A 25,639-nucleotide genomic window follows, 5' to 3' on the forward strand; every position below is an offset into this window, starting at 1 on the left:
TGTATATCGATCCCTTTTTTCACATGTCTCGCGAGCTCTTGTTACTGCGTCACGCCAAATCCGACTGGGATTCTGGCGCGGCGAGCGATTTTGATCGTCCGCTCGCCAAGCGCGGCAAAAAGGACGCCCCCAACGTTGGCACCTGGCTGTATCACGAAGGTCTGGTGCCGGACTATGTCATCAGCTCACCGACCAAGCGCGCCCGTCAGACGGCGATCCGGGTGTGTAAACGGCTTGATTTCAAAAAGGGCCAGATTGTATGGGAGCCGCGAGTCTATGAGGCAGATGTCCGGACCCTGCTAGACGTCTTGGCTAAGTGTCCGCGCCAGGCAGGTATCGTGCTGTTGATCGGCCATAATCCGGGCCTCGAGGAACTGTTGCTGTATCTGGTTGGCGACGAGGTCGAACCCCCTGCCGATGGAAAGCTTCTGCCAACGGCAACAGTCGCTCGTCTTGAGATGCCCGAAGATTGGACAAGCCTGCCTGCGGGCTGCGCCCACCTGGTCTCGATCACCCGCCCGCGTTGAAAGCTGCCTTGGAGGGATTACAATCTGGACCTGGGCTCAAACCCGGCCCCGGGTGCAAAGGCTTCCCAGTATTGCGCCCACGGCCAAGCAACCCAGGACCTTCCTATGGCACTCTTGACCCTGATCCTTGGACTTGCACTCTTTCTCGGTACCCATTCTATCCCCATGGCTAGGCCCGAGCTGCGGGCGAGACTGATCGAACGGCTGGGGGTCATGGGTTGGCAGGGGATCTATAGCCTGATCTCACTGATCGGATTTATCCTGATCGTTCATGGCTATGGCGCAGCGCGCCTGCACTCCATCCCGCTCTATCTCCCCCCGGTCTGGCTGAAACATATCGCCTTGTTGTTGATGCTGCCGGTCTTTCCCCTCCTGTTTGCGGCCTATCTTCCAGGCCGGATTCAGAGCACGGTCAAGCATCCGATGCTGGCGGCGATCAAGCTCTGGGGAGCTGCCCATCTCTTGGCCAACGGGATGCTTGCAGATGTCTTGCTCTTTGGGTCGTTCATGCTCTGGGCGGTGGCCGATCGCTTGTCGTTTCGCCGCCGCGAGCCGATCCTGGTGCGCGGCGCCCCGCCGGGTCCGGCCAACGACGGCATCGCCATCATCGGGGGGCTGGCGCTCTATCTGGCCTTTATCTTTTGGCTCCATCGCGCCCTGATCGGGGTAGCGCCGATCGCCTGACTTGACAGGGGAAGCAGGTCCCCTTGAGGCAGGATTGCCTTCAGACCTGAGGCAGGATTGCCTTCAGACCAAGCCCTCATTTCAGTGAGGATGGAGGTGCCGGGTTTGCGGCTGCGCCATCAGTGTCCCTACGTCTCCCCCGTCATGAGGAGGAGGAAGAGATGGAGATTGACCGATCAAGCCCCTCCATCCCCCCCTTGTTCTTGACCCTTGCGCGCGAGCAGGGGCTCGACCAGGTCAAGCGGCACTGGGAAGAGGATGGTTGTGGTCCGATCGGTGGCGATGGCGGTGAGGGTCTCCAAGAAACGCAACTGCATCGCTTGCGGTTGGGGCGCAAGGATGCGCGCCGCCTCCATGAGCTTTTCAGCCGCCTGTCGTTCACCTTCGGCGTGAATGACCTTGGCGCGCCGCGCCCGTTCAGCCTCGGCCTGACGGGCAATGGCCCGGACCATGGATTCATCGAGGTCCACGTGCTTGATCTCGACGTTGGAGACCTTGATCCCCCAGGCATCGGTCTGGGCATCGAGGATCTGACGGATATCGGCATTGAGCCGATCGCGCTCGGCAAGCATCTCATCGAGCTCATGCTGACCGAGGACCGAGCGCAGGGTGGTTTGGGCGAGCTGACTGGTCGCTAGGCGATAGTCCTCGACTTGGATGATCGACTTGTCGGGCTCGATCACCCGAAAATAGACCACTGCATTGACCTTGACCGAGACATTGTCGCGCGAGATGACGTCCTGGCTGGGGATATCTAGGACCTGGACGCGCAGATCGACCCGCACCATCTGCTGGATGACCGGCACGACCAGGATGAGTCCAGGCCCCTTGACCCCGGTGAAACGCCCGAGGCTAAAGATCACCCCGCGGGTATATTCGGGCAGGATGCGGATGCATGAAAACAGAAAGGCCAAGCCCAGGATGATCAGGGTAAAGAGGACTTGGGTCAGCATGCTGTACTCCTCAGGGCGGTCGTTGAACAGGTTCGATGATAAGCGTCAGCCCAGAGCGCCCTTTGACGCGGACCGGGGCGCCTGCGGGGATGGCACACTCGGCTCGTGCCGACCAGACCTCGCCCTCGACCCGCACGCTGCCTTCCAGGGCCAGGTCGGTCAGGGCCGTGCCGACTGCCCCGATCAGTTGCTCGCTGCCGCTAACGACGGGTTGGACCTGGGCCTTGAGCGCTAGGCGGACGACGATCAAGATCAGGCCGGTGCTCGTAAGTGCAGCGCCTAGGATCAGCGCCAAGGGCACGGACATCACCTCCGAATCGATCAGGATCAATGAGCCGATGATGAAGGCCGCAACCCCACCCATCCCCAGGCCGCCGAGGCTCGGCGAGAGGACCTCGGCGATCATGAGCAAGACCCCAAGCCCGATGAGTGCCAGGCCGACATAGTTGACGGGTAAAAGCTGAAAGGCATAGAGTGCTAACAAGAGGCTTAAGGCCCCCAGGGTCCCAGGCAACACTGCGCCTGGATTGGCAAACTCATAGATCAGCCCATAGATCCCGATCAACATCAGGATATAGGCGATGCTCGGGTCGCTGATGATCGCAAGCATCCGGATGTGCCAATTGGGCGGCCGCTCGCTTAAGTGCAGGTCTTTGGTCGCAAGCAGGCGCTCCTCCTGCTGGATGCGCAGCCCGCGGCCATCGAGGGCCGCTAACAGCTCCTGCGGGTCGGCGGCGATGAGATCGATGACCCCAAGGGCGAGCGCCTCTTCAGCGCCAAGGCTTGCGCCTTCGCGCACCGCCCGTTCGGCCCAGTCGGCGTTTCGTCCATGCAATCTGGCGAGTGCGCCCAGATAGGCCGCGGCGTCGTTGATCAGCTTGGTCTCATGCGCGGTCTTTGCCTCGGGTTTGGCCTCCCCTTCTTGCAGGTGGGAAGGTGCAGGCAATCCACCGATCTGGATGGGGGTTGCGGCGCCGAGATTGGTCCCAGGCGCCATGGCCGCGACCGGACAGGACATCAGGATATAGGTACCTGCGCTGGCGGCGCGCGCACCTGTGGGCGCGACATAGCAGGCGACTGGGATCGGGCTTGCGGTGATGGATTTCACGATCGCCCGCATCGAGATATCGAGGCCGCCGGGGGTATCGAGCCTAAGGATCAGGAGACCGACCCCTTTGTCCTGCGCCGCCTCAAGTGTCTCATCGACATAGGCGGCGCTTGCCGGCCCGATGGGACCAGCCAGCTCGATCAGCCAGGCCTCGGCGCCTTGGGCCACCGACCCAGAGATCGAACACAACGCGCCTAAGATCAACAAAGCTCGCGGCCATCCCATCTTTGAAAGATCGGTCGCTGGTTTGCAATTGGATTGAGCTAAGGGCACCTCGAATAACCCACTATTTTGATGGGACCCGGTCAAAGCGCGATGCCACTGACTGAATCCGGCTCAACTTCCTCAACAAATCGCTGCTTTTTCAAGCAACGTTGCCCGGTTTTTACCCCGAAGTGGGCGGTGGCCATTCGGCCCATGTTGGGCGTTATGCGGGCACGATGCCCACTCGCTGGAAGAACGCCAGTCGCTTCAGATTGTAGCAGGCCGCCATCATCGTCATCGCAAAGTTGGCACGCGCTTGACCAATGGTGCGGATCAGTTTGCCGCCCATCTGCGCAATGGCCGCAAACACATGTTCAACACAGGCTCGTGTCTTCGCAATGCCATGGTTGCGCCGCTGCTGCGCTTCAGACAGCGGCTTGTTCCGATAGCCGTTCGCTTTCAGCCAGGCTTCTCGTTCCTCGCACGGATAGCCTCGGTCGGCAAAGACCTCCCGGCTGGTGTTGGCCGGGTCCATGACCGCCTCAAAGTGCTGGCTGTCGTGGGTGCTGGTGGTGTCGGTGACGATCTTGCGGATGAATTTGTACCTCTTGTCGACGTTGACCGTGAGCTTGTAGCCATAGTGGCTCTTGCCATGCTTCTGGCGCCGCTTGACCGGCTTCCAATCCGCGGGCATGGCGTCTTCGTTCAGCGGTTCCTTGGCGTCCTTGGTGAAGTGCTGCCGGGGCGCGGGGACCCGCGTGGCGTCGATGATCTGCCCACCCCGGGCGATGAAACCCTTCTTGAGCAGTTGCGCGCTGAGGCCATCGAAGATGGCTTTGGCGCCGGCTTCGCCGATCCGGTTCTCAAACACCCACACAGTCGTCCGGTCAGGAATGTTGGCGGCTTGGGCCAGACCACAGAAGCGCTTGTAGCTCATGCGGTCCAGCAATTGATACTCCATCTGCTCGTCAGACAATTCGCGCCACCAGGATCAAACCCCCTTCGCGCTCCCAGCGTTGCAAGGTCTTGACCGAGACGCCAAGCCGCTTCGCCGCCCTGCCTGTGCTCATCATCGCGCTTTCCATGTGGAAAATTATCACTATCACGTACAGTTTGTAATAGGGTTGGCTCCCTAGGCTCTTGTTCACAATTGCCTGAGGCGCTGCTGTGGATATTGCATACCTGCAGTCCCTGGTGTGACTTACCGCGCGGGTTTGGGAAATGGCATAGGCAGTCAGTCCGTGATCCCGCCCTGGGCCGACCGCCGCATCCTGCGTGCGTTCGACCGGTATCCCCAATAAGAGACGCCATCTGATAGAGCGCTTTTGTCCCCGCATCAAGCACTTCCGAGGCATCGCCACAGGCTAAGACACACTCGCCTCTGCCCTGGTCTGGCTGCTTTGATTGTGAACGGGCCCTAGCACCCCAGCAACAGCCGTTCAAGGATGCGCTGATAGAGCCGGGGCAAGCGCTCGAGCTCATCGACCGCGATCCATTCATCGACCTGATGGATGGTGGCGTTGACGGGCCCCACCTCGACCACCTGGGCGCCGGTCGGGGCAATAAAACGCCCGTCTGAGGTCCCACCGCCGGTCGAGAGATCAGGCTCGGTCCCACACACCTCGCGGATGGCGGCGCGTGTGGCCTCGATCAGGGTACCGATCGGTGTCAAAAAGGGCAGGCCCGACAGTCGCCAGGCGATCTCATACTCGAAATCCCCTTGATCGAGGATGGCGCAGATACGCCGCTTGATGGTGTCCGGATCGATGGCGGTCGAAAACCTGAGATTGAACTGGGCATCCAAGCGCCCCGGGATCACATTGTCAGCGCCGGTGCCCATGCTGAGGTTGGCGATCTGAAAGCTGGTCGGCGGGAAGTATTCATTGCCCTGATCCCAGACCTCGGCACACAGGGCGGCCAAGGCCTGGACGCTGGCATGAAAGGGATTCTTAGCGCGCTCGGGATAGGCAACATGCCCCTGTTTGCCGTGGATGGCGAGAAAGCCAGTGAGACTTCCCCGCCGCCCGTGTTTGATCGAATCGCCCAATTGCTCGATGCTCGAGGGCTCGCCGACGATGGCATAGTCGATGAGCTCGCCGCGTCTCTGGAGCCGTTCGATCACCTTGGCCGTACCATTGACCGCCGGGCCCTCCTCGTCGCTGGTGAGGAGACAGGCGATCGAGCCCGGATGATCGGGATGGGCGGCGACGAAGGATTCGACCGCCACGACCATCGCCGCTAGCGCCCCCTTCATGTCGGCAGCGCCGCGCCCATAGAGCCGACCGTCGCGGATGACGGGATCAAAGGGGTCTGAGGTCCAGAGCTCATAGGGTCCAGGGGGGACGACATCGGTATGCCCAACCAGACAGACCAGCGGCGGCTCGATCCCGCGCCGCGCCCAGAAGTTGCTGACCTCGCCAAAGGGCATCGACTCGACGCGAAAGTCCATCTGGACGAGACGCTCGGCGATCAGCGCCTGACAGCCATGATCCTCAGGGGTCACCGAGGGGAGATGGATCAAGGCACGGGCAAGTTCCAAGACAGGCGACATGGGACAGGTCCTCAGATATCGCGCAAGAGTTCATTGATCCCGACCTTGCTGCGCGTCCTCTCATCGACCTGCTTGATGATCACCGCGCAATAGAGGCTATGGCTGCCGTCCTTGGCGGGCAGGCTGCCGGGGACGACCACCGAGCCCGGCGGGATGCGCCCGTAGGTGATCTCACCGGTCATGCGGTTGTAGATCTTGGTGCTCTGCCCGATATAGACCCCCATCGAGATCACCGAGCCTTCGCCGATGATCACCCCCTCGACGATCTCGGAGCGCGCACCGATGAAACAATTGTCCTCGATGATGGTGGGCGCGGCCTGTACCGGTTCTAGCACCCCGCCGATCCCGACCCCGCCCGAGAGATGCACGTTCTTGCCGATCTGGGCGCAGGAACCGACCGTTGCCCAGGTATCGACCATGGTCCCCGAGTCCACATAGGCCCCGATATTGACGTATGAGGGCATGAGCACACAGCCGGGCGCGATATAGGCACCCTTGCGCGCCGTGGCCGGCGGTACCACCCGCACCCCGGCGGCGCGAAACTCGCGGGCGTTGTACTCGGCATATTTCGCTGGGACCTTGTCGTAATAGTTGGTGAAGCCGCCTTTGATAAATGCATTGTCCTCGATGCGAAAATAGAGGAGGACGGCCTTTTTCACCCACTCATTGACCACCCAGTCGCCGTCGCGCTTTTCGGCGACCCTAAGCTCGCCGCAGTCGAGCCGGTCGATGACCTCGAGTACCGCATCGCGCACCTGGGTCTCGACCGTGCGAGGGGTGATCTCGGCGCGGCGCTCAAAGGCCGCCAGGATGATCTCTTGTTGATCGCTCATCAGGGTCTCCAATCAATCATGAAGCTCAATGGCTCGGGGTATTTTTCTGGTTCTGCCCAGCCCCAGCCTCCCCTCTCTGTAGGATGCGCAAGGCGCGCCCTCCTGCTCAACTCCCCGCCCGTTCCAACCGCTCGAGACAGGCGCGCATCCGCCAGGCGGCCTCGATACAGGTGGCAAGCGACGGGACCAGGGCGATGCGTACCCGGTCGGCGCCTGGGTCTTCGCCAGAGATACAGCGCGACAGAAACCGCCCGGGCAGGACGCTGACATGCTCTTGCGCATAAAGCAGACGCGCAAACTCGGTGTCCGCGATCGGGATCTTGGGCCACAGGAAAAATCCACCTGCTGGGATCGCGATCGGCAAGACGGGATCGAGGATCTCCTTGATCGCGGCAAACTTTTGCCTATACAGGGCGCGGTTTTCTTGGACATGGGCCTCATCGCGCCAGGCGGCTAGGCTGGCGTACTGGATCGGCGGCGGCATGGCGCAGCCGTGATAGGTGCGATAACGCAAAAAGGCGGCAACCAGCTCGGCGTCTCCAGCCACAAACCCCGAACGCAGCCCAGGGGCGTTGGAGCGCTTCGACAGGCTATGGAAGACCAGGCAGTGTTTGAACGTCGTATTCCCGATCTCGGCAGCGACCTGCAACAGCCCAGGCGGCGGTCTGTCCTCATCCCAATACAGCTCGCTATAACACTCATCCGCCGCAATCACAAAGCCATAGCGCTCGGCCAATGCGATGAGCTGCGCCAAGACCTCGCGCCCCAGCACCGCCCCGGTGGGATTACCAGGCGAGCAGAGATAGAGCAGCTGACAGCGCTGCCAGGTCGTGGCATCCACGGCCTCAAAATCCGGAATCAAGCCCCGCTCGGGGCGGCAGGGAAGATAATAGGGCTCAGCACCCGCAAGCAAGGCCGCCCCCTCATAGATCTGATAACAGGGATTGGGCATCAAGACCAAAGGGGCGCGGCTGCGATCGACGACGGCCTGGGCGATGGCAAATAACGCCTCGCGGGTGCCATTGACCGGCAGGACCTGGCGCTCGGGGTCGATATCGAGCGCCCTGCCATCTTGCGGACGAAAACGCCGCTCGATCCACTCGGCGATCGCCTGGCGCAACCCTGCCAGGCCTTGGGTCAGCGGATAGACGGCAAGCCCATCCAGATGCGCGGTCAGGGCCTCGACGATCAAGGATGGGGTCGGATGCTTGGGCTCACCGATCTGTAGTGCAATCGGGGCGCGGTCGGCAGGCGGCGCGATCCCGTGGAGCAAGGACCTAAGACGTTCAAAGGGATAGGGCAGGAGCCGGCTGAGCTCTGGGTTCATCGATCGGATTCGTCATCAAGAGATCCCCTACCCGGGCGCATGCGCTCCGGAAAGCAGGGATTTTTGGGGTTGGGCCAGGACAAGGGGGCTTACCGCAGCGAGCAGTTTGCATCTCGGGCCGCTGGCGATTCAAGGCAGATCACAGCCGTGGTCGGACCGCGCACCCTGACCCAATGCGCGCCAAGCCTTGCCCTTGAGGAGGGGGAAGACGTCAATGCCTGCCCTCCCCCGACCCGCAGCGGCATAGCAGGCCATGCAGGGCCAACATCCGCGTGCACTCCCTTCAACGCCCGCCCAAGGCCCGCGCCCGCTGTGCCCGCGCCTCGAGCCCTACGGCATCCAGGGCCGTCCCCGTCAACTCTGGCCAGCCGCTGCAATGGCGGACGACCAGTCTGGCCAACATCTCCAGATGCGCCGGATCATCATTGAGACAGGGGATATATTCATAACGCTCGCCGCCTGCGGCGATAAACCGCTCGCGGTTCTCGACCGCCAGCTCTTCGAGCGTCTCCAGACAATCGGCAGCAAAACCTGGCGCTGCAATCTGCACTGACTTGACTCCTGCCCGCGCCCAATCGGAGAGTACCGCATCGGTGTAGGGCCTCAACCATTCACCTTTACCCAGACGCGACTGAAACGCCAGCGCCCAGTGCCCTTCGGCCAGCCCCAGGGCCTCGGCGAGCAGACGTGCGGTCTTGTGACACTGACAGAAATAGGGGTCACCCTGGTCGAAATAGCGCTGCGGGATGCCATGAAAGGACAGCAGTAGACGCTCGGCCTGACCGTGCGCCGACCAATGGGCGCGGATCTTATCTGCCAAGGTCGCGATATAGACGGGTTCATCGCCATAGCCATTGACCAGCCGCAGCTCCGGCAGCCAGCGCCAGCGCATCAGGGTCTGCGCCGCCGCATCGAAGACCGTCCCGATCGTGGTCGCCGAATACTGAGGATAGAGCGGCAGGATCAGGATGCGGCGCGCATTGGCCAGGCGCAGGGTCTCAAGCCCTTGGGCAATCGAGGGCTCGCCATAGCGCATCCCTAGGGCCACCTGCACCGATCCCTTAACCCGCTGATCAAGCAGCCGCTGCAGACCCTCTGCCTGCCGGCGTGCGATCGCCAAGAGCGGCGCCCCCGCCTCGGTCCAGATCGAGCGATACAGGCGGGCCGAACGCCCTGGCCGCCGGCGCAGGATCACTCCATGCAACAGCAACAGCCACGGCAGACGCGGCCCCTCGACCACACGCCGGTCGGACAAAAACTCGGCCAGATACCGGCGCACCGCCCCCACCTCTGGGCTTGCCGGACTGCCGAGATTGACCAGCAACACCCCCAGCCGCTCGGCGGCAGCATGGTCATAGTCGGGGGTGCCAACAAAGAGGCGCGTATCCATCTAGGGTCCTGAAGATAGGCAAAGGATCTATTGAAGGCCTGAAGGCCATCCTAAACAATCCCTGCACCCTGAACAATTCAGATCTGCGCCTTACACCCAGCCGCTGGGGCGATATCAAAAGAACTCGCTATATTTGCCCATGCGCATGCCAACGCATCAGCGCCGCCCGCCTTGTCACAACCGCGGTGTGACAAGGCGCCGCCCTGTCACAGGCAGGAGTGTGACAAGACGACTGATCCGGCACCATACACCCTGGTCAAAAGGCTGTGCCCCATTTCGCCCGGCCAAAGGCTCGATCCGCCAGCCGCTCGTGCGCTGCCCCTCTGTCTTCTGTGACCCAGCTGGGTTGCGCCTCAGAAAACACTGGACCAGTCACTGACCGTCATTGCGGTGCAAGCCGGCATCTAGAGACCTCCTGAGATCCGCCCTTCCCTCTGGAGGGGCTAGGATGAGGGGGTAGTCAAAACAACGCCTTACACCCTCACACCTGCCCTTCTATCTTTGGGAAAGGCTGGAGAGATCGGGACGAAGACAAGCGGACTTGGGGTCAGGCTTGGCATACAATCTGCCTATTCTTAGGCCAGAAGTCTGGTGATCCAGGCTTCGCTGCGAGCAGTCATCAATCCATGGGAGATCCATCATGAAACGCTATGAAGCCGGCTTCACCCTGATCGAACTCATGATCGTGGTGGCCATCATCGGTGTCCTGGCGGCGATCGCCTTGCCCGCCTATCAAGACTATACCTTTAAGGCCCGTGTCTCCGAACTGACCCTGGCCGCAAGCTCGGCGCGCACCTGTATTACCGAGATCACCCAGTCGGCTGGCAAAGGCGCCAACCTGGAAACCTGCGACAATGACTTCAGCCGGACTCAATATGTTGATTCGCTGACGGTATCAAACACTACTGGTGTCATCAGAGCGGTTGGCGTCAGCGCCAAATTCAATAACCAAAACGTGCAAATCACCCTGACCCCCTCCTTCAGCGGCAGCTATCACATCAGTAAATGGACCTGCACGGGTAGCCCGAACAAGTGGATGCCCGGTTCCTGCCGTGGCTGATCAAATCGTCTAGGTTCATCTAGTCCTTAAGCCCTGTGTCGAGCAGGGCTTTTTTATTGTTAAGGCCATGCGCGCTCCCTCACCTATATCATTGGTGCTCACCAGCCTGGTCGCTGCATCCCTGACCCTATTGGCCTATTGGCCAGGGACACAGGGGGCACTTTATTATGATGACTATGCCTCGCTCAAGGACCTCAGCAAGACCCAAAGATGGGTTGATGCCCTCGGCTTCATCCTCTCTGGCGAAACCGGACCCTTGGGTCGGCCCATTGCCTTGGCGAGCTTTGTCCCGCAGGCCGCAGCCTGGCCCGATAACACCCAGGACCTGCTGGCGGTCAATGTCTTCATCCATGTCCTCAACGCCGTCCTGCTTGGCCAGCTCGTGTATATGGTCATGCGCCTGCGCCAGGCAGAGGGTCTGAGGGCTGGCTGGATTGCCCTCGGCGCCGCCTGGCTCTGGTCGCTCATGCCGCTCCTTGCCTCGACCAGTCTGATCCTGATCCAGCGGATGACCACCCTGTCTGCGACCTTCTCGCTCCTCGGTCTCGTGGGCTTTGTGGCGGCCTATCCACTGCGCGCCCAGCGGCCTAGACTCGCCTTTTTGATTCAATATGGGGCCTTGGCGATCTTTACCCTTCTTGGTGTATTCACCAAAGAAAACGCCGCACTCACCCCTTTATATGCGTTATTGATCGATTCACTCCTGCTCAACCGCCTTACCTATCCCAAGCCCTGGCAATATCTCTCCAGGGCGATCTTATTGGCTGCCCTGGCATTGATCATCTGGTATCTGTCGCCGCTCCATCTGGATTGGTGGGGCATTAATGAAGATCGCGGCTGGTCGTCCTGGCAACGCCTGCAATATCAGGCCGTCTTGTTATGGGAATATGTCCGCCTCCTCCTTTCCCCCTTGCCCACCGCCTTTGGTCCTTTCCATGATGTCCGTACCCTGAGCGATTATTCCTTTGCCCAATCCATCCTTGCCGCCTGTGCCTGGTGCCTTGCCATCGGCGCTGGGGCCTGGCTCCTAGTCCGTCAGCGCAATCCTTGGCTGCTGTTTGCCATCCTGTGGTTTCTCACCGGCCACCTGCTCGAATCGACGGTGATCAATCTCGAGCTGATGTTCGAGCATCGCAACTATCTCGCGGCCTTTGGCATCGCCTGGGCGCTCGCGGTCGCCGCCGCCCATGCGCCTGGACGCCTAAGCCGCATCGCGCCGGTCTTGTTTTTGGCCTTCGTCTGCATCAATGGCCTGAGCCTCTTTGCCATGACCAGACTCTGGGGCAACCCTGAGGCAGCAGCGGAGACCTGGGCGGCCCGTTATCCGTCCTCGCCGCGCGCCGCCATGCATGCCGCATCCATCCTGACCGCAGCCAGGGGTCCCCTTTCAGATCAGGTCGATAGGCTCGAATTGGCAAATGATATCCAGCGCGCCATCGTGATCCTCGATCGTACTGCTCATTACTGCCCAGACTGCGCCGACGTGCGCCTCAACGCCCTGCTCCTGACCTGTTATCTTGCCGACCGCACCGATATTAAAAGACGACTTGATGATCTTATGCGTCTCATGCAACAGACTGGACGCATCAATGTATCAGTAGCCGATGCCTTCTTTATCCTCGATAACTTGGTGAGCACTGGTCAATGCCCCACGCTCTCTCAAGATGATCTTCTTCGCCTGATCGACAGCATCGATCAGCGTTCAACCCCTATCTCGGCCCCCTGGTTGGCGCGGATCTTATTTGTGGGCGCCCGTATCCACTATGAAAATCAACGTTATGAGCAAGCATCACTGTTATTAGACAAGGCTGAGAGGGCGCAACCTCTGGCTCAGCCTATCCTTGAATATCAGGTCGATCTTTACAAGATGCTGGGTCGTCCAGATGAGGCATTGGCTGCCATTGAACGGCGTCGTCGGCTGGATCCCCAAAAGACAGGGATGACGGATCAATGGTTAGATGAGCTAGAACGATCGGTTAAAAACCCATGAATCGACCCCTGCAGGCCTTGTATGCGCACTGGGAGTGGCTGGTTATTTTTTTTGCAGCCATCCTCGGGATTTATTGGCGGCTCATGGATTGGAGCCAATGGCCAAGGATCATCGATCCTCAGATAGGGGTAGCCTTACCCCTGCTGGGAAATGCCGATGGCTATTATTATCTTGGGCTCGCCCGTGACCTCATTGAAGGCCTATATGGGCAAACGCCTTGGCTGCGTGTCTTTCCTGAGCAGCCCCTGCGTCCGGAGCCCGCCCCATTGCTTGCAGTCATGACGGCCCTCATCAGCCGATGGACGGCAAGCCCGTTACAGGGCGTCGCTGCGGTGCTCCCCGCTATCCTCGGCGTCTTGATCGTCGTCCCTACTGCCCTGATCAGCCGTACGATCGGTAGCAAATGGCTCACAACCCTCTCCGCCATCCTTGTAGTCCTGATCCCTTATTATGCCCAACGCAGTGGTCTGGGCTGGTATGATACAGATGCGCTGGTAGTGACACTGCCTTTGGCGATATCGGCAATCGTTATCATCCTGCTCGATCATCCGAAAAACCCAAGGATCCTCCTCACAGGAGGTCTTTTTCTGATTGGCCTGGTCTTATTCTATTACCAGTGGTGGGATCAGGCGCCGCAAATAGTGTTTCTGTTGTCCAGCTATCTAATGATAGCCTTATTAATCCTTGGCTGGCGCCAGGGTCATCTGAGGATAGCCGCGCTTGTCGGACTCTTATCGGTCATTGCCTTTTTGCCGATCTCATTAAACGAGGTCTGGCCACGGGTCTTTGGCATACTGAGCTATCTCGCTAAGACCCCGGACGCTGTCTTTTCTCCAACCGGCATTGCCATCGGAGAACAGCAGCCCCTTCCGCTTTGGCTTGGAATAAAGGCCTGTGCAGCAAATCCAGCGATGCTCGCCCTTGTATTGTTTGGCATTACCTCTCTTGGCATCAAAAGGCCACAGGTCCCGCTACTTTTAGCGCCCTTTATCGTGATTGGACTCGCCGGCATTTTTGTAGCCGAGCGTTTTCTCATCTTCATGGCGCCAGTAATTGCGATTGGCCTGGTCGGAGCGATTGATTTTATATATACAAGGCTCAATAAGATATTTGCCTTGCCCCTTGCCATCCTCTTGGCAGCGGCGTTCTCTGCCGCACTCATGCTGGCGCGCGATGATCAGGCGATGTCGCAGCCGGTCATCCCCCTAGAGGTGATTGAGCCTATGTCGAGACTCTCCCACCAAATACCACAGGATGCAGTGATCTGGAATCTGTGCGACTATGGCTATGCCCTCACCTACTGGACCCGACGTCCGACCATCTGTGATGGTTCATCCCACAGCCCTGCCCGCAGGACGTTCACGGCCTTTCCGCTCTATGCCGATACCACGCAACAGTCGGCGCGCTTTATCCATTTTTATCTAAGGCATGGTATCCAAGGCATGGATCGAGTCCTTCAGTATTTCCAAAACAACTGGCCGCGCGCACGTGATTTCATGCTCACCATATACAATATGCCGCCAGAAGAGGCCAAGGTATGGCTTATAAATCACTTATCAAGTCTTTCGGCAGACGAAGCCGCTCAATGGATTGAATTTTTATTCCCCAAACAAGAGCGGCCAGTTTATATTATATTGGATCGCCAAACCATGCGTAACACCCACTGGTGGTACTGGTTTTCGACCTGGGATCCTCAAAGAAAAAAAGGGATACATCCTTATTATATCCTGTTTCCTTATCTACCTGAGATACCCAAACAGGGTAGGATCGAAGACCCAGCAGGTCTATTCTGGATCGACTGGGAGCAAGGGGTTGTCCAGTTCCGCGGTCGTACTGAATATTTGCGATATCTCAATTGGATTGAAGATGGTAAACGCGATCAGATCGAATTCGATCATTCAGGCTACTGGATCATGGACATCCTGATTTCAGATCGCTATGCAATCCTCCATGACCCACTGACCCACGGAAAGGTTGGTCACCTGCTTTATACCCAAACGATCGATTCACATCTTTTTGAACCAGCGATGATAACTGGCGTCGAGTTTCAAGCGTGGAAAGTCAGGCATCCTGACGATCCAAACTGAAAAATACCAAAAATGAACACAAACAACCATCTTCGATTGGCATTCATCACGCTGATCCTTTCTGCGGTTTATTTCGCCTACCAACCTGCATTGATCGGTACTTTATTTTATGACGATTTTGTAAATATCGGTCGGCTCGATCAGGTCAAAGACCTCTCATCGATGATCGAGTTTGTATTTGGCGGAACGGCAGGACCCACGGGCCGACCTATTGCGCTGGCAAGTCTTATTCCTCATGTCGCTGACTGGCCTAATAACGCCGCAAACATTTTAAGGGCCAACCTGTTCATCCATCTTTTGAATGGCATTTTGTTGTTTATACTGGCGAACCTGATCCTGCAACATCAAGAACAGATCGCAGAGACCCAGCGTTTCTGGATTGCACTCAGTGCCGCCAGCCTCTGGTTGGTGATGCCCCTCCTTGCCTCAACCACTCTCATCGCTGTTCAACGCATGACCAGTCTTTCTGCCCTTTTTGGATTATTGGGGCTCATCGGTTTTGTTTCTGGTTATCGTTGGCAACACACTGATCCCAAAAAGGCGCTTGTTATCCAGTTGACTGGCTTAGCGATAGGCAGCTTGCTGGCAAGCCTAGCCAAAGAAAGCGGCGCGCTTTTTCCTATTTACGCCTTGATTATCGATACACTTGTGATTCGCCAACCAAAGATCCCAGCTTGGTTAAAACTTGCCAGACAGCTTCCACTCTGGGCATCGCTGGTATTTATCCTATTTTTTTTATCGCCCCTGATGCAGGACTGGACAGCGACAGATGCCTCTTTTGGATGGTCGCCGCTTGCCCGTTTACAAACAGAGTCCGTGCTGCTTTGGAAATATCTGGGTCTTGCGTTGGCACCTCAACCGACTGCATTTGGCCCCTTCCATGACGATGTGCAAATCATTACCGGCTGGCCGGTATTTATCTCGATCGCCTCTTTCATGATTTGGCTATTGGTTGGGTTTTTACTTCGGCACAAAACACCTTGGATACTTTTTGCGGCGCTCTGGTATCTAGGTGGACATTTACTCGAATCCACTGTATTACCTTTGGAGCTCTTTTTTGAACATCGCAATTATTTGCCGATATTCGGCATCTGTCTCAGCTTAGCAGTGCTGGCCTGGGGTTTACCGGGATCGATCAAAAAGTGGGGGCCGGTGTTTTTTGGCATTTATATCTTATTACAAGCGGCCGTATTATATGGGTTAACCACCATCTGGGGCAATCCTTTAGAGGCTGGCGAAAACTGGGTCAAACGTCATCCAAACTCATCCCGCGCCATTCTACATTTGGTAGCTGGTTATCACGAGGAATATGGCAATCCCAGCTATGCATTGCTGTTTCTAGATAATATCAAAGGATGTAACGACTGCATCGATGTCAAGATGCAGGCATTGATCTATTCTTGCGGATTCGAAGAGCCCAGCCAGACGCGCCAAAGATTTGCAGATCTTGAAAGATTGGCCAGGAGAGGAAAGGCCTCTGTCGCCTTGTTGGATAGCCTCTATCTTTTTCATGATCTCGATCATAGACCCTGCCCTCCCCTTGAGCGTCAAGATCTTTTACACCTTATAAAGGATATTTTGGACAATCCGAACTTTGGCGCAAGTCGCTACCAGATCCATGCGCTCTATCATGCCGCGATCTTCAGCGATCAACTCGGACTGAGCGAGGATGCATTAAAATATCTAAGAGAGGCTGAGCTGCTTGACCCGACAGTGATGCCGATCCTAAGGCTTCAAGTTGCAGTTTATGCCAAAATAGCCCGACTGGATCAGGCACTCGCTGCGATCGAGCGCAGGCGTCATCTTGCAAACCGCTCCCCAACAATTTCTGATACTGATCTCGATCGGCTTGTCAGTGAAATCACGACCTCTCCACCAAACCCCGATCACTCAATTGAGAGACAAGCAAGATGAATCATAACGGCCTGTATTCATCTATCTCCATCATCCTCCCCGCCAAGAACGAATCGGCCTGTGTCGGGCCATTGCTTGCCAAAATCCGCGCGCTTTATCCTGAGGCCGAATTGATTGTGGTCGATGATGGATCGACCGATGAGACGCCAAGGATTGCCGAGGCGGCAGGGGCGCGGGTGATCTCGCATCCCTATAGTCTCGGCAATGGGGCGGCGATCAAATCAGGCGCGCGTGCGGCCAGGGGTGAGGTCCTGGTCTTTCTAGATGCCGACGGTCAGCACGACCCGGCCGACATCCCCCGCCTGCTTGCACCCCTCACCCAAGGCTATGACATGGTCGTAGGCGCACGGCAAAGGGGCTCACAGGCCAACTGGGGGCGGGGGCTGGCCAACACCTTTTACAACGCCTTTGCCAGCCTGATGACGGGCCACCGCATCCAGGACCTCACCTCCGGCTTTCGCGCCGTGCGCACCCAGCGTTTTCGACAGTTTTTATATCTCTTGCCAAACGGTTTTTCTTACCCGTCCACCATCACCATGGCCTTTTTCCGGTCGGGTTATCCAGTGGCCTATGTGCCGATCCATGCCGGCCGACGCCAGGGCCGAGCCAGTCACATCAATCCCTTGCGCGACGGCGTGCGCTTCTTATTGATCCTCATGAAGGTCGCCACCCTTTATTCACCACTTAAGGTGTTCTTTCCAGTGAGCGCCCTGCTCTTTGTCACTGGCCTTGGCTATTACCTCTACACCTTCGCGACTATGCACAAGTTCACCAATATGAGTCTCTTATTGTTCACGGCAGCCCTGGTTGTCTTTATGATGGGTCTGGTCTCAGAGCAGATCACCGCCCTCTCTTACCGCGAGGGGGATCGTTAGGGGCGCGATCGCCAGTTCTTGGCGTCGCCCGATGATCGCTCGCCGGCTTTAGGGCGGGCTGGAGACCGGTCGCGGTCAGCCCTGGCTGATCAATGACTTGGGGCATCTATGGTCATGGGCCAATCTGAGCTATGTTTAAACCACGGCAATGCCTATCTCTATGAGAAAGGCACCTTGAGACCGATCCCAGACGCAGCGGGCGTGCGGGAGCCCAGTCACGACTCCAAACCTCTTCAATCCCCCAGAGGAAGGACCGATGTCGCATGTCATCACCCTGGTGCAGAAAAAACGCTCGCAACTGCAAGAGCGGATCTCTGAGCTTGGCGCCCAGGTCATTGCCGCCCTGCATCAATCGGTCGAATGTCTGCGTACCCAAGATCAAGCCTTGGCCCAGCAGATCAGCGCGGGCAATCGGCTCATCAATCACCAGCGCCGGTTGTTGGAACAGGAATGTCTGGTGGCCCTGGCCGCCTTCAAACCCGCCGGCGAGGATCTGCGGACCATCGGCGCCTGCCTGGAGATGGCGTCGGAGCTGGAGCGGATCGGCGACTACGCCGCCGATATAGCCCGTATCATTGCACGCGATGTCAAGATGCCCTTACCCGAGGGAGCGGTGGCCGCGATCATCGCTCTGGCCAATAAATCGATCGCCATGCTCGAGCAGACCCTGGCCGGTTTTCTCTCCCATGCCGATGAGTCGAGTCTGCGTGCCGCGGTTGCTAATGAGCCTCAGGTCGATCGCGACGAGGATACCTTGACCGCTCAGATCCTGGAATGGATGCGCACAGAGCCCGAGTTTGTCGAGCATGGGACTTATCTCCTGTGGATCGCGCACAACTATGAGCGCGCCGCTGATCGCGCGACCAATATCGCCGAACGCGCCGTCTTTGCGGTCGCCGGCCATACGCCCGATCTGGATTGACAGGCGGCGCCTGTGGTCCAGGTGCCCAACCGACTGACATCTCTGGGTACACCCCAGGCCATCTTTCCGATCGCTCACCCCGGGATATGTCCTGCGAGCCTGACTCGATCCAAGTCCTCGATCCTTTGCGCCTGCCACTGCATGGTTCGCGTCTGATCGAGGCGAGCGCCGGCACTGGCAAGACCTTCACCCTGGCCCTGCTCTATCTGCGCCTGATCCTGGGTCACGGTGGGGATGCTGCCTTCGCCCGTCCGCTGATGCCGCCTGAGATCCTGGTGGTGACCTTCACCAAGGCCGCCACCGAAGAGTTGCGCGCACGCATCCGTGCCCGGCTCATCGAGATGGCCGCGCTCCTGCGTGCCGAGACGGCAGAGGACCAGGCCGATCCCCTATTGCTTGCCTTGCGCGACGCAATCCCAGCCGCCGAGCATCCCCATTGGGCGCAGCGTCTGCTGTTGGCCGCCGACTGGATGGACGAGGCGGCGATCCTGACCATCCATGCCTGGTGTTACCGGATGTTGCGCGAACATGCCTTCGCCGCCGACGCTCCGCTGGCCCCACAGTTGGCAAACGAGGCACGGGCGCTCGAACAGCAAGCCGCCGAGGATTATTGGCGGATCTTTGTCCTGGGTCTCGCTGCCGATCATCTGCGTATCCTGCTTGCACACTGGGAACATCCGAGCGCACTGGCGGAGCGGGTCAGGCCGCTGTTGCCTCTGATTGAGGATCTACCGCCGGCGCCCGCTGCATCGCCGGCAGAGATCCTGGGACCTTGGCTGGAAAAACGGCGTGCATGCCTGGAGCAGATCAAACAGGACTGGCGCTCCCAGGGTCACATCCAGGCGCTCGCTGAGCTCTTCACCCAGGCGCAACAGACCAAGGCATTCAACCAACAGCGTCTCAACCGCAGTCACCGCGACCAGGTCCTGGACGGGCTTGCGGCATGGCTGAATGACCCCGCGCAAGAAAGCCCCGCGATCCTCCGCAACAAGTCCTGGCGACGGATGTCGTCCTTAGGGGTGGCCGAGATCTGGAACGATCCGTCTAAGGCGCCAGTCGATCACCCTGCCTGTCGAGCCCTGGCGGATCTCGAGGCGCAGCTTGAAGGCCTGCCGCCTGCCCCCTTTCCCGAGCTGCTCGCCCATGCCGTCCACTGGATCTGGGCACGGATCGAACAGGACAAGCAGCGCCTCGGCTTTCTGACCCAGCAGGACCTCCTGGTACGGCTGGCGGGGGCGCTCCAGGGTCCAACGGGCCGCCAATTGGCAGCGCTGATCCGCCGCCAGTTCCCCGCGGTCATGGTCGATGAATTTCAGGACACCGACCCGCTGCAATACCGCATCCTGGATGCGATCTATGACATCCGCGCCAATGATCCTCACACCTGCCTGCTCATGGTTGGCGATCCAAAGCAGGCGATCTACGGCTTTCGCGGCGCTGACATCCATGCCTATCTGAGTGCGCGGACTGCCACCTGCGGTCGTCATGCCAGCTTGGATGTCAATTACCGCTCGGCGCCTGGCCTGATCGAGGCGGTCAATGCCCTTTTCGCCCTGGGTGAAGGGCGCGAACAAGGCCCCTTTTTCTTGCGCGACGCCATCCCCTTTCAGCCGGCACGCCCTGGCACAGACCCCGGACGTCTCCTAAAGATCCAGGGTCAGGTCTGCCCGCCTTTGTCGGCCTGGATCATTGACTCAGACGGGCAAGATCCGGTCACCAAGGAGGACTATCGGGCGCGCAGCGCCGAGATGACCGCACGCCAGATCGTCACCCTTTTGCGACTCGGACACAGGGGACAGGCAATCCTGCCCGACGAACAAGACGGCTGGCGGCCAATCAAGGCCGGGGACCTGGCGGTCTTGATCAACAGCGGAAGTGAGGCTGAGACGATCCGCCAAGCGCTGCGGCGCTTGGGCATCCCTAGCGTCTATCTCTCTGAACGCAAAAGCGTCTTTTCGACCTGGGTGGCTACCGAGTTGCTCAGCGTCTTGCGCGCCATCGCTGACCCATTCGACGACGGTCTGATGCGCCAGGCCCTGGCGACCCGACTGCTCGGACGCTCGCTGGCCGAACTGGACCGGCTCAACAACGATGAGCCTTATTGGGAGGCCGAGGGCGAACGGCTGCGCGCCCTTCAAATCCGCTGGCGGAAGCAGGGAGTGCTGCCCATGCTCTATCGGTTGGTTGTCGAGTTTGGGATCGCCGCGCGTCTGCTCGGTACCCCGACTGGCGAGCGCGACCTGACTGATCTCTTGCACCTGGGAGAACTGTTGCAAACAGCCAGCATCGAGCTCGACGGTGAACAGGCCCTGCTGCGCTTTTTGGATGAGGCCATCGGCACCAGCGACAAAGAGGACACCCTCGACGCCTCTCAATTGCGCCTGGAAAGCGATGACCACGAGCACCTGGTGCGGATCGTCACGATCCACAAGTCAAAGGGTCTGCAATATCCCCTGGTCTTTTTGCCCTTTGTCGCCCACTGCCGCCCGATCACCAACCCCAAGCCGCCGGTCATCACCCATGGCCCCGATCATCGGCGTCGCGTCCAGCTCCTGATCGGGGATGAGACCCGCGATCAGCTTGAACGCGAACGCCTAGGCGAGGATCTGCGCAAGCTCTATGTCGCCCTGACCCGAGCCCAGTATGCGATTTGGGTTGGCATCGGGATGACCCGAACCCTCCAGCAATCAGCGATCGGCTATCTCTTGGGTGCATCCACTGAGGCCACGGGCGACGCCCTGCGTCAGACCCTGGCCCACCTGCCAGGCGTAGCCCTGGTTGAGGCAAAGCTACCCACATCCGGGGATGAAACCCTGGGCCTGGAATGCGGCGAGACACCGCCCAGCTCGCTTGCACCCGCCCGCAAGATCAGGCACTGGCGCTGGCATCCCTGGTGGATCAGCAGCTATTCGGCCTTGCTTGCCCACCCATGGGCCGATGGTGTCGAAGACCTCAGCGGCGCAGACATCGTCCAAACCGACCGCTGTGCGGGGGATGGTTTGCACCAGCTGGCGAGCCCGTCCGCCTCCGTGCTCTGGGCGCCAGAGACCGCTGGTGAGGAGGTCGCCCGCGAGGAGAGCGCTGAGGCGCTGGCCGGTTTGCTGAGCGCTGAAGCCGAGCCCAGCCTCTCGCTCCCAAAGACACCATGGCCTGACCGCGGCATGGGGCCAAGACGCACCGATTCGCCGGTGGCCATAGGTTGCAATCGCCCTTCCTCCCTGCATGACTTTCCGCGCGGCGGGCGTTACGGCACCTTCCTCCATGGTCTGTTGGAATGGACGGCGACCCAGGGTTTTGCATCTGCCCGCACTGAGAGCCAGATGCGCCTTGCGCTCATCGCCCGGCGCTGTGCCTACCGCCGGCTCAACGACTGGGCCGACAGACTCGATCACTGGCTCTGCGAACTGCTCGACCGGCAATGGCGTCTGGAGGCACTCGACGCCCCCCCTTTGTGTCTGTTGGACCTTTCCCCTGGCCGGTATCAAATGGAACTCGAATTTTGGTTGGAGACGCGCGCCTGCAACGCCCAGACGATCGATCGCTGGATCAGCCGCCATATCCTCCCTGGACAACCGCGCCCGCCATTGAACAGTGTCCTGCTCAACGGCATGCTCAAAGGTTTCATCGACCTCGCCTTCGAGCATGCAGGGCGCTATTACGTACTCGATTGGAAATCGAACTGGCTCGGGCCGGACGACAGCGCCTATACCCAGAAGGCGATGCGTGCTGCCATCATCGCACACCGCTATGACCTGCAAGCGGTGCTCTATCTGCTCGCCTTGCACCGCCAGTTACGCGCGCGTCTACCGGATTATGACTATGACCGGCATCTCGGCGGTGCGCTCTATGTCTTTTTGCGCGGCAGCGAGTCTCCGACACAGGGGCTGTTCATAGCGCGCCCGCCCCGTGCCTTGATCGAGGTGCTGGACCTGATAGTGGCAGGGGAGCTGGCCGATGGATACACCTGAACTCCTAGCCTCGCTTGCAGACTGGGTGGGGACGGGCGGATTGCGTCCACTCGATCTCGCCTTCACCCAATTCATCCATCAACGCACACCTGAACAGGATCCACTGGTCCTTTTAGCCATTGCCTTGACCTGTGAGCGCAGCGGACGCGGCCATGTCTGTCTCGACCTATGGGGTGTTGTGCGCGCGTTCGCTGCCGAGGACCAGGCCGCTGCTCCGGATAGCGATTGGATCCCTGCCCCCCCCGCGCTCAGGGCGCTGATGGTACGCTTCTCCCCCCAGGAATGGGCCGAACGCTTAGCCGCAAGTGCCGCGGTCGAGGATCTTCGCCAGCACCGGCCCTCCCCTTCCTGCCTACTTGAGCCGCAGGCCGAGGGTGAGGCCAGACCCCTGGTCCTCGGCGGCATCCCCGAACGCCCCTTGCTCTACCTACGCCGTTATTGGCTCTACGAACAGCAGGTCCTCAGGGGTATCCAGGCGCGACTAGAGCAGCCTGCAGACACGCTGCTCGACGCCGAACTTTTGCGCGATTGGCTCGCCCAGCTCTTCGCCGATGATCCGCCCGATGCCCCACCTTGGCAGCGGATCGCCTGTGCCCTGGCGGCGCGCGCCCATTTCGCGGTGATCACGGGCGGGCCCGGGACCGGTAAGACAACGACAGTAGCCCGTTTGCTGGCATTGCTCCAGGGACTTGCCCTCGGCTGCGGTTGCCTACCTTTGTCTATCCGCCTCGCGGCCCCGACCGGCAAGGCCGCAGCACGGCTCAATGAGGCCCTGGCCACCTCGGTGTCTCGCCTGCCCTATGATCGGTTGCCGCTGGGCGAGGCGCTGCGCGCGGCGATACCGATCGAGGCCCAGACCCTGCACCGTCTGCTCGGGGCGCGTCCGGATTCAGGCCGCTTGCGCTATGACCGCCGCCGCCCCCTGCCTGCGGATGTCGTGGTGGTCGATGAGGCATCCATGATCGATGTCGAGCGGATGGCCGCACTCCTGGAGGCACTGCGCCCGCAGGCGCGTCTGTTCCTCATCGGCGACAAGGATCAATTGGCCTCGGTCGAGGCGGGAGCGGTGCTTGGGGGTCTTTGTCAACGCGCCCAAGCGGGCCATTACACCCCGCAGACTGCCGCCTGGATAGAACGGGTCACCGGCGCGCGCCTGCCAGGCCATCTGATCGATCCCCAAGGCCGCCCTCTGGATCAGGCGATCGCTGTGTTGCGTTCGAGCTTTCGCTTCAGCGCCCAGGGCGGGATCGGGGCGCTGGCCCGCCTGGTCAAGCTCGGCGAATCCCAGGGGGAAACGCCAGAGAGGTCCAGCGCAGGCGCCAAAGACCGGGCATCCGATCCATTGCCTGCGCTCGAGCACCTATTCCAGGCAGCACAGACCGCTCCGCAGGACAGCGGGTCGATCCGGCGGATCCTGTTGCGCAATGAAAGGGACCCGCAGCTCGATGCATTGCTGCGGGCAGGTTATTGGCAGGGACTAGGCCCAGACCCATCGGCAGGCACGCCCAGCGGCTATCTCGCCGTGCTCCAAGGATTGCGCCCCGCGGACAACGCCGAGCCCGCTGCCTTCGACCACTGGGCACGCGCAGTGCTCAAGGCACATAGCGCCTTCCAATTGCTCACCCCTGTACGCCAAGGACCTTGGGGGGTCGAAGGGCTCAACCGGCGTATCCAGCGTCTGCTGGGTCAAGGGCCAGATGCCCCGCTCGCCGGCGCAGGCGAACGCCTATGGTTTGAAGGCCGCCCGGTCATGGTCACGCGCAACGACTATGCCCTGGGGCTGATGAATGGGGACATCGGGATCGCTCTGCGGGCGCCCGCTGGACCAAGCAGTGCATCCACTGCATCCAGGATGGGATTGCGGGTTGCCTTCCTCTCGCCTCAGGGCACAAGTATTCGCTGGATCCCGGCCACCCGCCTGCAAGCGGTCGAGACCGTCTTTGCCATGACGGTGCACAAGTCACAGGGCTCGGAGTTTACCCATGTCGCCCTGGTCTTGCCGGACGCCGATACCCCAGTCTTGACCTGCGAACTGCTATATACCGGCATCACCCGCGCTCGATCCTCCCTCACCCTGATCTATTGCGACGAAGCCGTGCTGCGCGCAGCGCTGCACAGACAGATCGAGCGCTTCAGCGGCCTGGCGCTCGCCCTCCATCGCGGCGAGCAGGGTATGCCATGCGCCCCTTACAGGCTGTAGGGCGTGCAAAGAAAGGGTATGCAATACGTACCCCTACAGCCTCTCCATTCCACACCGCTCGAGGGTCAGGGGATCGAGCATGCCGACGAAATAGCGCTCGAGCAGACGGTGAAAGACCGATCCCTTGGGCGAGATACAAGCAAAGAGTGTGGCGGATGAGCGAAGTTTGAGATCATCTGGGCTGCCCAGGATCTCGCGCGCGCCCTTTCCCTCGATGGCCAGCAGGGCCTCGGCGCATGCACGCAGACGCGCCCCGAGCAGAGGGTGTGCGAGATAGGCGCGCGCCTCGTCGAGATTGCGGATGGTATAGCGGCGCGACATGGGGCTCGTCCCCAGACCGGCAATCTGAGGAAAGATGAACCACATCCAATGGCTGCGTTTACAGCCTGCGCGCAGCTCGGCGAGCGCCTGTTCATAGATCGACGCCTGGGCCGCGACGAAGCGCTCGAGGTCATAGGGGCCGGATGACATCAAGGCGCCTCGATGGGGACCAGGATCTCATTGCGGCGCAATAGGGGTATGGAAAAGGGCGAGTTATAACGGGCATAGATGGATACACCCTGGGGCTTGAGCCCATCGCGCGCCATGGCCGCCAATAGCACCTGCTCCTCACGCCGATAGCGCTCCTCGCTCCAGGAGCCTGAATAGCGGCGCGCCGCGATCAGACGCGCCGGCTCCTCGCGCAGGATGATTCTGGGGTTGTTGGGGCGCGGCAGATCGGCGAGCTGAAAACGGCTCGGCATGATGAAGCTGATGATATAGACCTCGGGACCCGCGGCGGGGCGCTGATTGACCGGCGCAGTCATCTCGATTCGGGCCTGGCCCTGATTGTCGCCGAAGATATAATCGGCAAGGATGTGAAAGCCTTCCCTACCGACCGCAGCGAATGCACCGCGCACCTCGACCTCGGCGACGCGATAGGGCTCATAGCGGCGCAATTCATAGTCTGCAGTCTGGCGGATGACCTGATAACTCGGTTCTTCGCTCGCCATAGCAGAAGCTCCGATGAACGTCAGCAGCAAGGACACCCAGGCCCAAACCCTTGG

Annotated in this window: 19 protein-coding genes and 1 pseudogene; 10 read left to right on the plus strand and 10 right to left on the minus strand. The window is 59.9% G+C overall.

Annotated features, from left to right (window positions below; all coding sequences use genetic code 11):
* The first annotated feature begins 23 nt into the window (after positions 1-23).
* A complete protein-coding gene (locus GWK36_RS10510) occupies positions 24-527 on the plus strand; it encodes a SixA phosphatase family protein (protein ID WP_166272633.1) in 504 nt (167 codons plus the stop codon).
* 105 nt (positions 528-632) lie between these two features.
* Positions 633-1,211: an NnrU family protein gene (locus GWK36_RS10515; RefSeq protein ID WP_166271093.1), complete on the plus strand. Its 579-nt coding sequence runs from the start codon at positions 633-635 to the stop codon at positions 1,209-1,211.
* A 176-nt stretch (positions 1,212-1,387) separates the two neighbouring features.
* On the opposite strand, the gene GWK36_RS10520 is transcribed toward GWK36_RS10515, so the two are convergent.
* The 8 genes and pseudogenes from GWK36_RS10520 to hemH form a co-directional block, all read right to left on the minus strand.
* The gene (locus tag GWK36_RS10520) at positions 1,388-2,164 is read right to left on the minus strand and encodes a slipin family protein (protein WP_166271094.1); all 777 of its coding nucleotides are present in this window, start codon (positions 2,162-2,164) and stop codon (positions 1,388-1,390) included.
* Positions 2,165-2,174: 10 nt separating this feature from the next.
* Positions 2,175-3,479, minus strand: a complete 1,305-nt coding sequence (locus GWK36_RS10525; RefSeq protein ID WP_246237532.1) for an NfeD family protein — start codon at positions 3,477-3,479, stop codon at positions 2,175-2,177.
* A gap of 220 nt (positions 3,480-3,699) precedes the next feature.
* Positions 3,700-4,452, minus strand: a pseudogene (locus GWK36_RS10530) (IS5 family transposase); the annotation flags it as partial.
* Entirely contained in the window at positions 4,445-4,831 is a 387-nt protein-coding gene (locus tag GWK36_RS16110) for a MerR family DNA-binding transcriptional regulator (RefSeq protein WP_425482799.1), read from the minus strand. The gene GWK36_RS16110 and the pseudogene GWK36_RS10530, both read right to left, overlap by 8 nt.
* A gap of 62 nt (positions 4,832-4,893) precedes the next feature.
* Positions 4,894-6,027 carry a succinyl-diaminopimelate desuccinylase gene (gene dapE, locus GWK36_RS10540; RefSeq protein ID WP_166271098.1) on the minus strand — a complete coding sequence of 378 codons (1,134 nt, stop codon included), beginning with the start codon at positions 6,025-6,027 and terminating at the stop codon, positions 4,894-4,896.
* Between the two features lie 11 nt (positions 6,028-6,038).
* Positions 6,039-6,860, minus strand: coding sequence for a 2,3,4,5-tetrahydropyridine-2,6-dicarboxylate N-succinyltransferase (dapD, locus tag GWK36_RS10545; RefSeq protein WP_166271099.1), 822 nt, complete (start codon positions 6,858-6,860; stop codon positions 6,039-6,041).
* 106 nt (positions 6,861-6,966) lie between these two features.
* The gene (gene dapC, locus GWK36_RS10550) at positions 6,967-8,187 is read right to left on the minus strand and encodes a succinyldiaminopimelate transaminase (protein ID WP_166271100.1); all 1,221 of its coding nucleotides are present in this window, start codon (positions 8,185-8,187) and stop codon (positions 6,967-6,969) included.
* A gap of 283 nt (positions 8,188-8,470) precedes the next feature.
* On the minus strand, positions 8,471-9,577 hold the full coding sequence (gene hemH, locus GWK36_RS10555) for a ferrochelatase (protein WP_166271101.1): 1,107 nt from the start codon (positions 9,575-9,577) through the stop codon (positions 8,471-8,473).
* Between the two features lie 640 nt (positions 9,578-10,217).
* On the opposite strand from hemH, the gene GWK36_RS15705 reads away from it, so the two are divergent.
* The 8 genes from GWK36_RS15705 to recD all read left to right on the plus strand — a co-directional run bounded on the left by GWK36_RS15705 (position 10,218) and on the right by recD (position 24,593).
* Positions 10,218-10,637, plus strand: a complete 420-nt coding sequence (locus tag GWK36_RS15705; protein WP_166271102.1) for a pilin — start codon at positions 10,218-10,220, stop codon at positions 10,635-10,637.
* A 67-nt stretch (positions 10,638-10,704) separates the two neighbouring features.
* The gene (locus GWK36_RS10570; RefSeq protein WP_166271103.1) at positions 10,705-12,627 is read left to right on the plus strand and encodes a tetratricopeptide repeat protein; all 1,923 of its coding nucleotides are present in this window, start codon (positions 10,705-10,707) and stop codon (positions 12,625-12,627) included.
* On the plus strand, positions 12,624-14,714 hold the full coding sequence (locus GWK36_RS10575; protein WP_166271104.1) for an STT3 domain-containing protein: 2,091 nt from the start codon (positions 12,624-12,626) through the stop codon (positions 14,712-14,714). Before GWK36_RS10570 ends, GWK36_RS10575 begins: the two co-directional genes overlap by 4 nt.
* Before the next feature lie 12 nt (positions 14,715-14,726).
* Entirely contained in the window at positions 14,727-16,628 is a 1,902-nt protein-coding gene (locus GWK36_RS10580) for a hypothetical protein (RefSeq protein ID WP_166271105.1), read from the plus strand.
* Entirely contained in the window at positions 16,625-17,503 is an 879-nt protein-coding gene (locus GWK36_RS10585; protein WP_166271106.1) for a glycosyltransferase family 2 protein, read from the plus strand. Before GWK36_RS10580 ends, GWK36_RS10585 begins: the two co-directional genes overlap by 4 nt.
* A gap of 256 nt (positions 17,504-17,759) precedes the next feature.
* Positions 17,760-18,425, plus strand: a complete 666-nt coding sequence (gene phoU / locus GWK36_RS10590; RefSeq protein ID WP_166271107.1) for a phosphate signaling complex protein PhoU — start codon at positions 17,760-17,762, stop codon at positions 18,423-18,425.
* Positions 18,426-18,511: 86 nt separating this feature from the next.
* Positions 18,512-22,393: a UvrD-helicase domain-containing protein gene (locus GWK36_RS10595; RefSeq protein ID WP_166271108.1), complete on the plus strand. Its 3,882-nt coding sequence runs from the start codon at positions 18,512-18,514 to the stop codon at positions 22,391-22,393.
* Entirely contained in the window at positions 22,380-24,593 is a 2,214-nt protein-coding gene (gene recD, locus GWK36_RS10600) for an exodeoxyribonuclease V subunit alpha (protein ID WP_166271109.1), read from the plus strand. The genes GWK36_RS10595 and recD overlap by 14 nt, the downstream gene beginning before the upstream one ends.
* A gap of 33 nt (positions 24,594-24,626) precedes the next feature.
* Here the strand turns inward: recD and GWK36_RS10605 are convergent, their stop codons facing one another.
* Together GWK36_RS10605 and GWK36_RS10610 are read right to left on the minus strand one after the other, a co-directional pair.
* Positions 24,627-25,064, minus strand: a complete 438-nt coding sequence (locus GWK36_RS10605) for a DUF1810 domain-containing protein (RefSeq protein ID WP_166271110.1) — start codon at positions 25,062-25,064, stop codon at positions 24,627-24,629.
* Entirely contained in the window at positions 25,064-25,585 is a 522-nt protein-coding gene (locus tag GWK36_RS10610) for an SOUL family heme-binding protein (protein ID WP_166271111.1), read from the minus strand. The genes GWK36_RS10605 and GWK36_RS10610 overlap by 1 nt, the downstream gene beginning before the upstream one ends.
* Between the last annotated feature and the right edge of the window lie 54 nt (positions 25,586-25,639).

Source organism: Caldichromatium japonicum (assembly GCF_011290485.1).
GTDB lineage: Bacteria > Pseudomonadota > Gammaproteobacteria > Chromatiales > Chromatiaceae > Thermochromatium > Thermochromatium japonicum.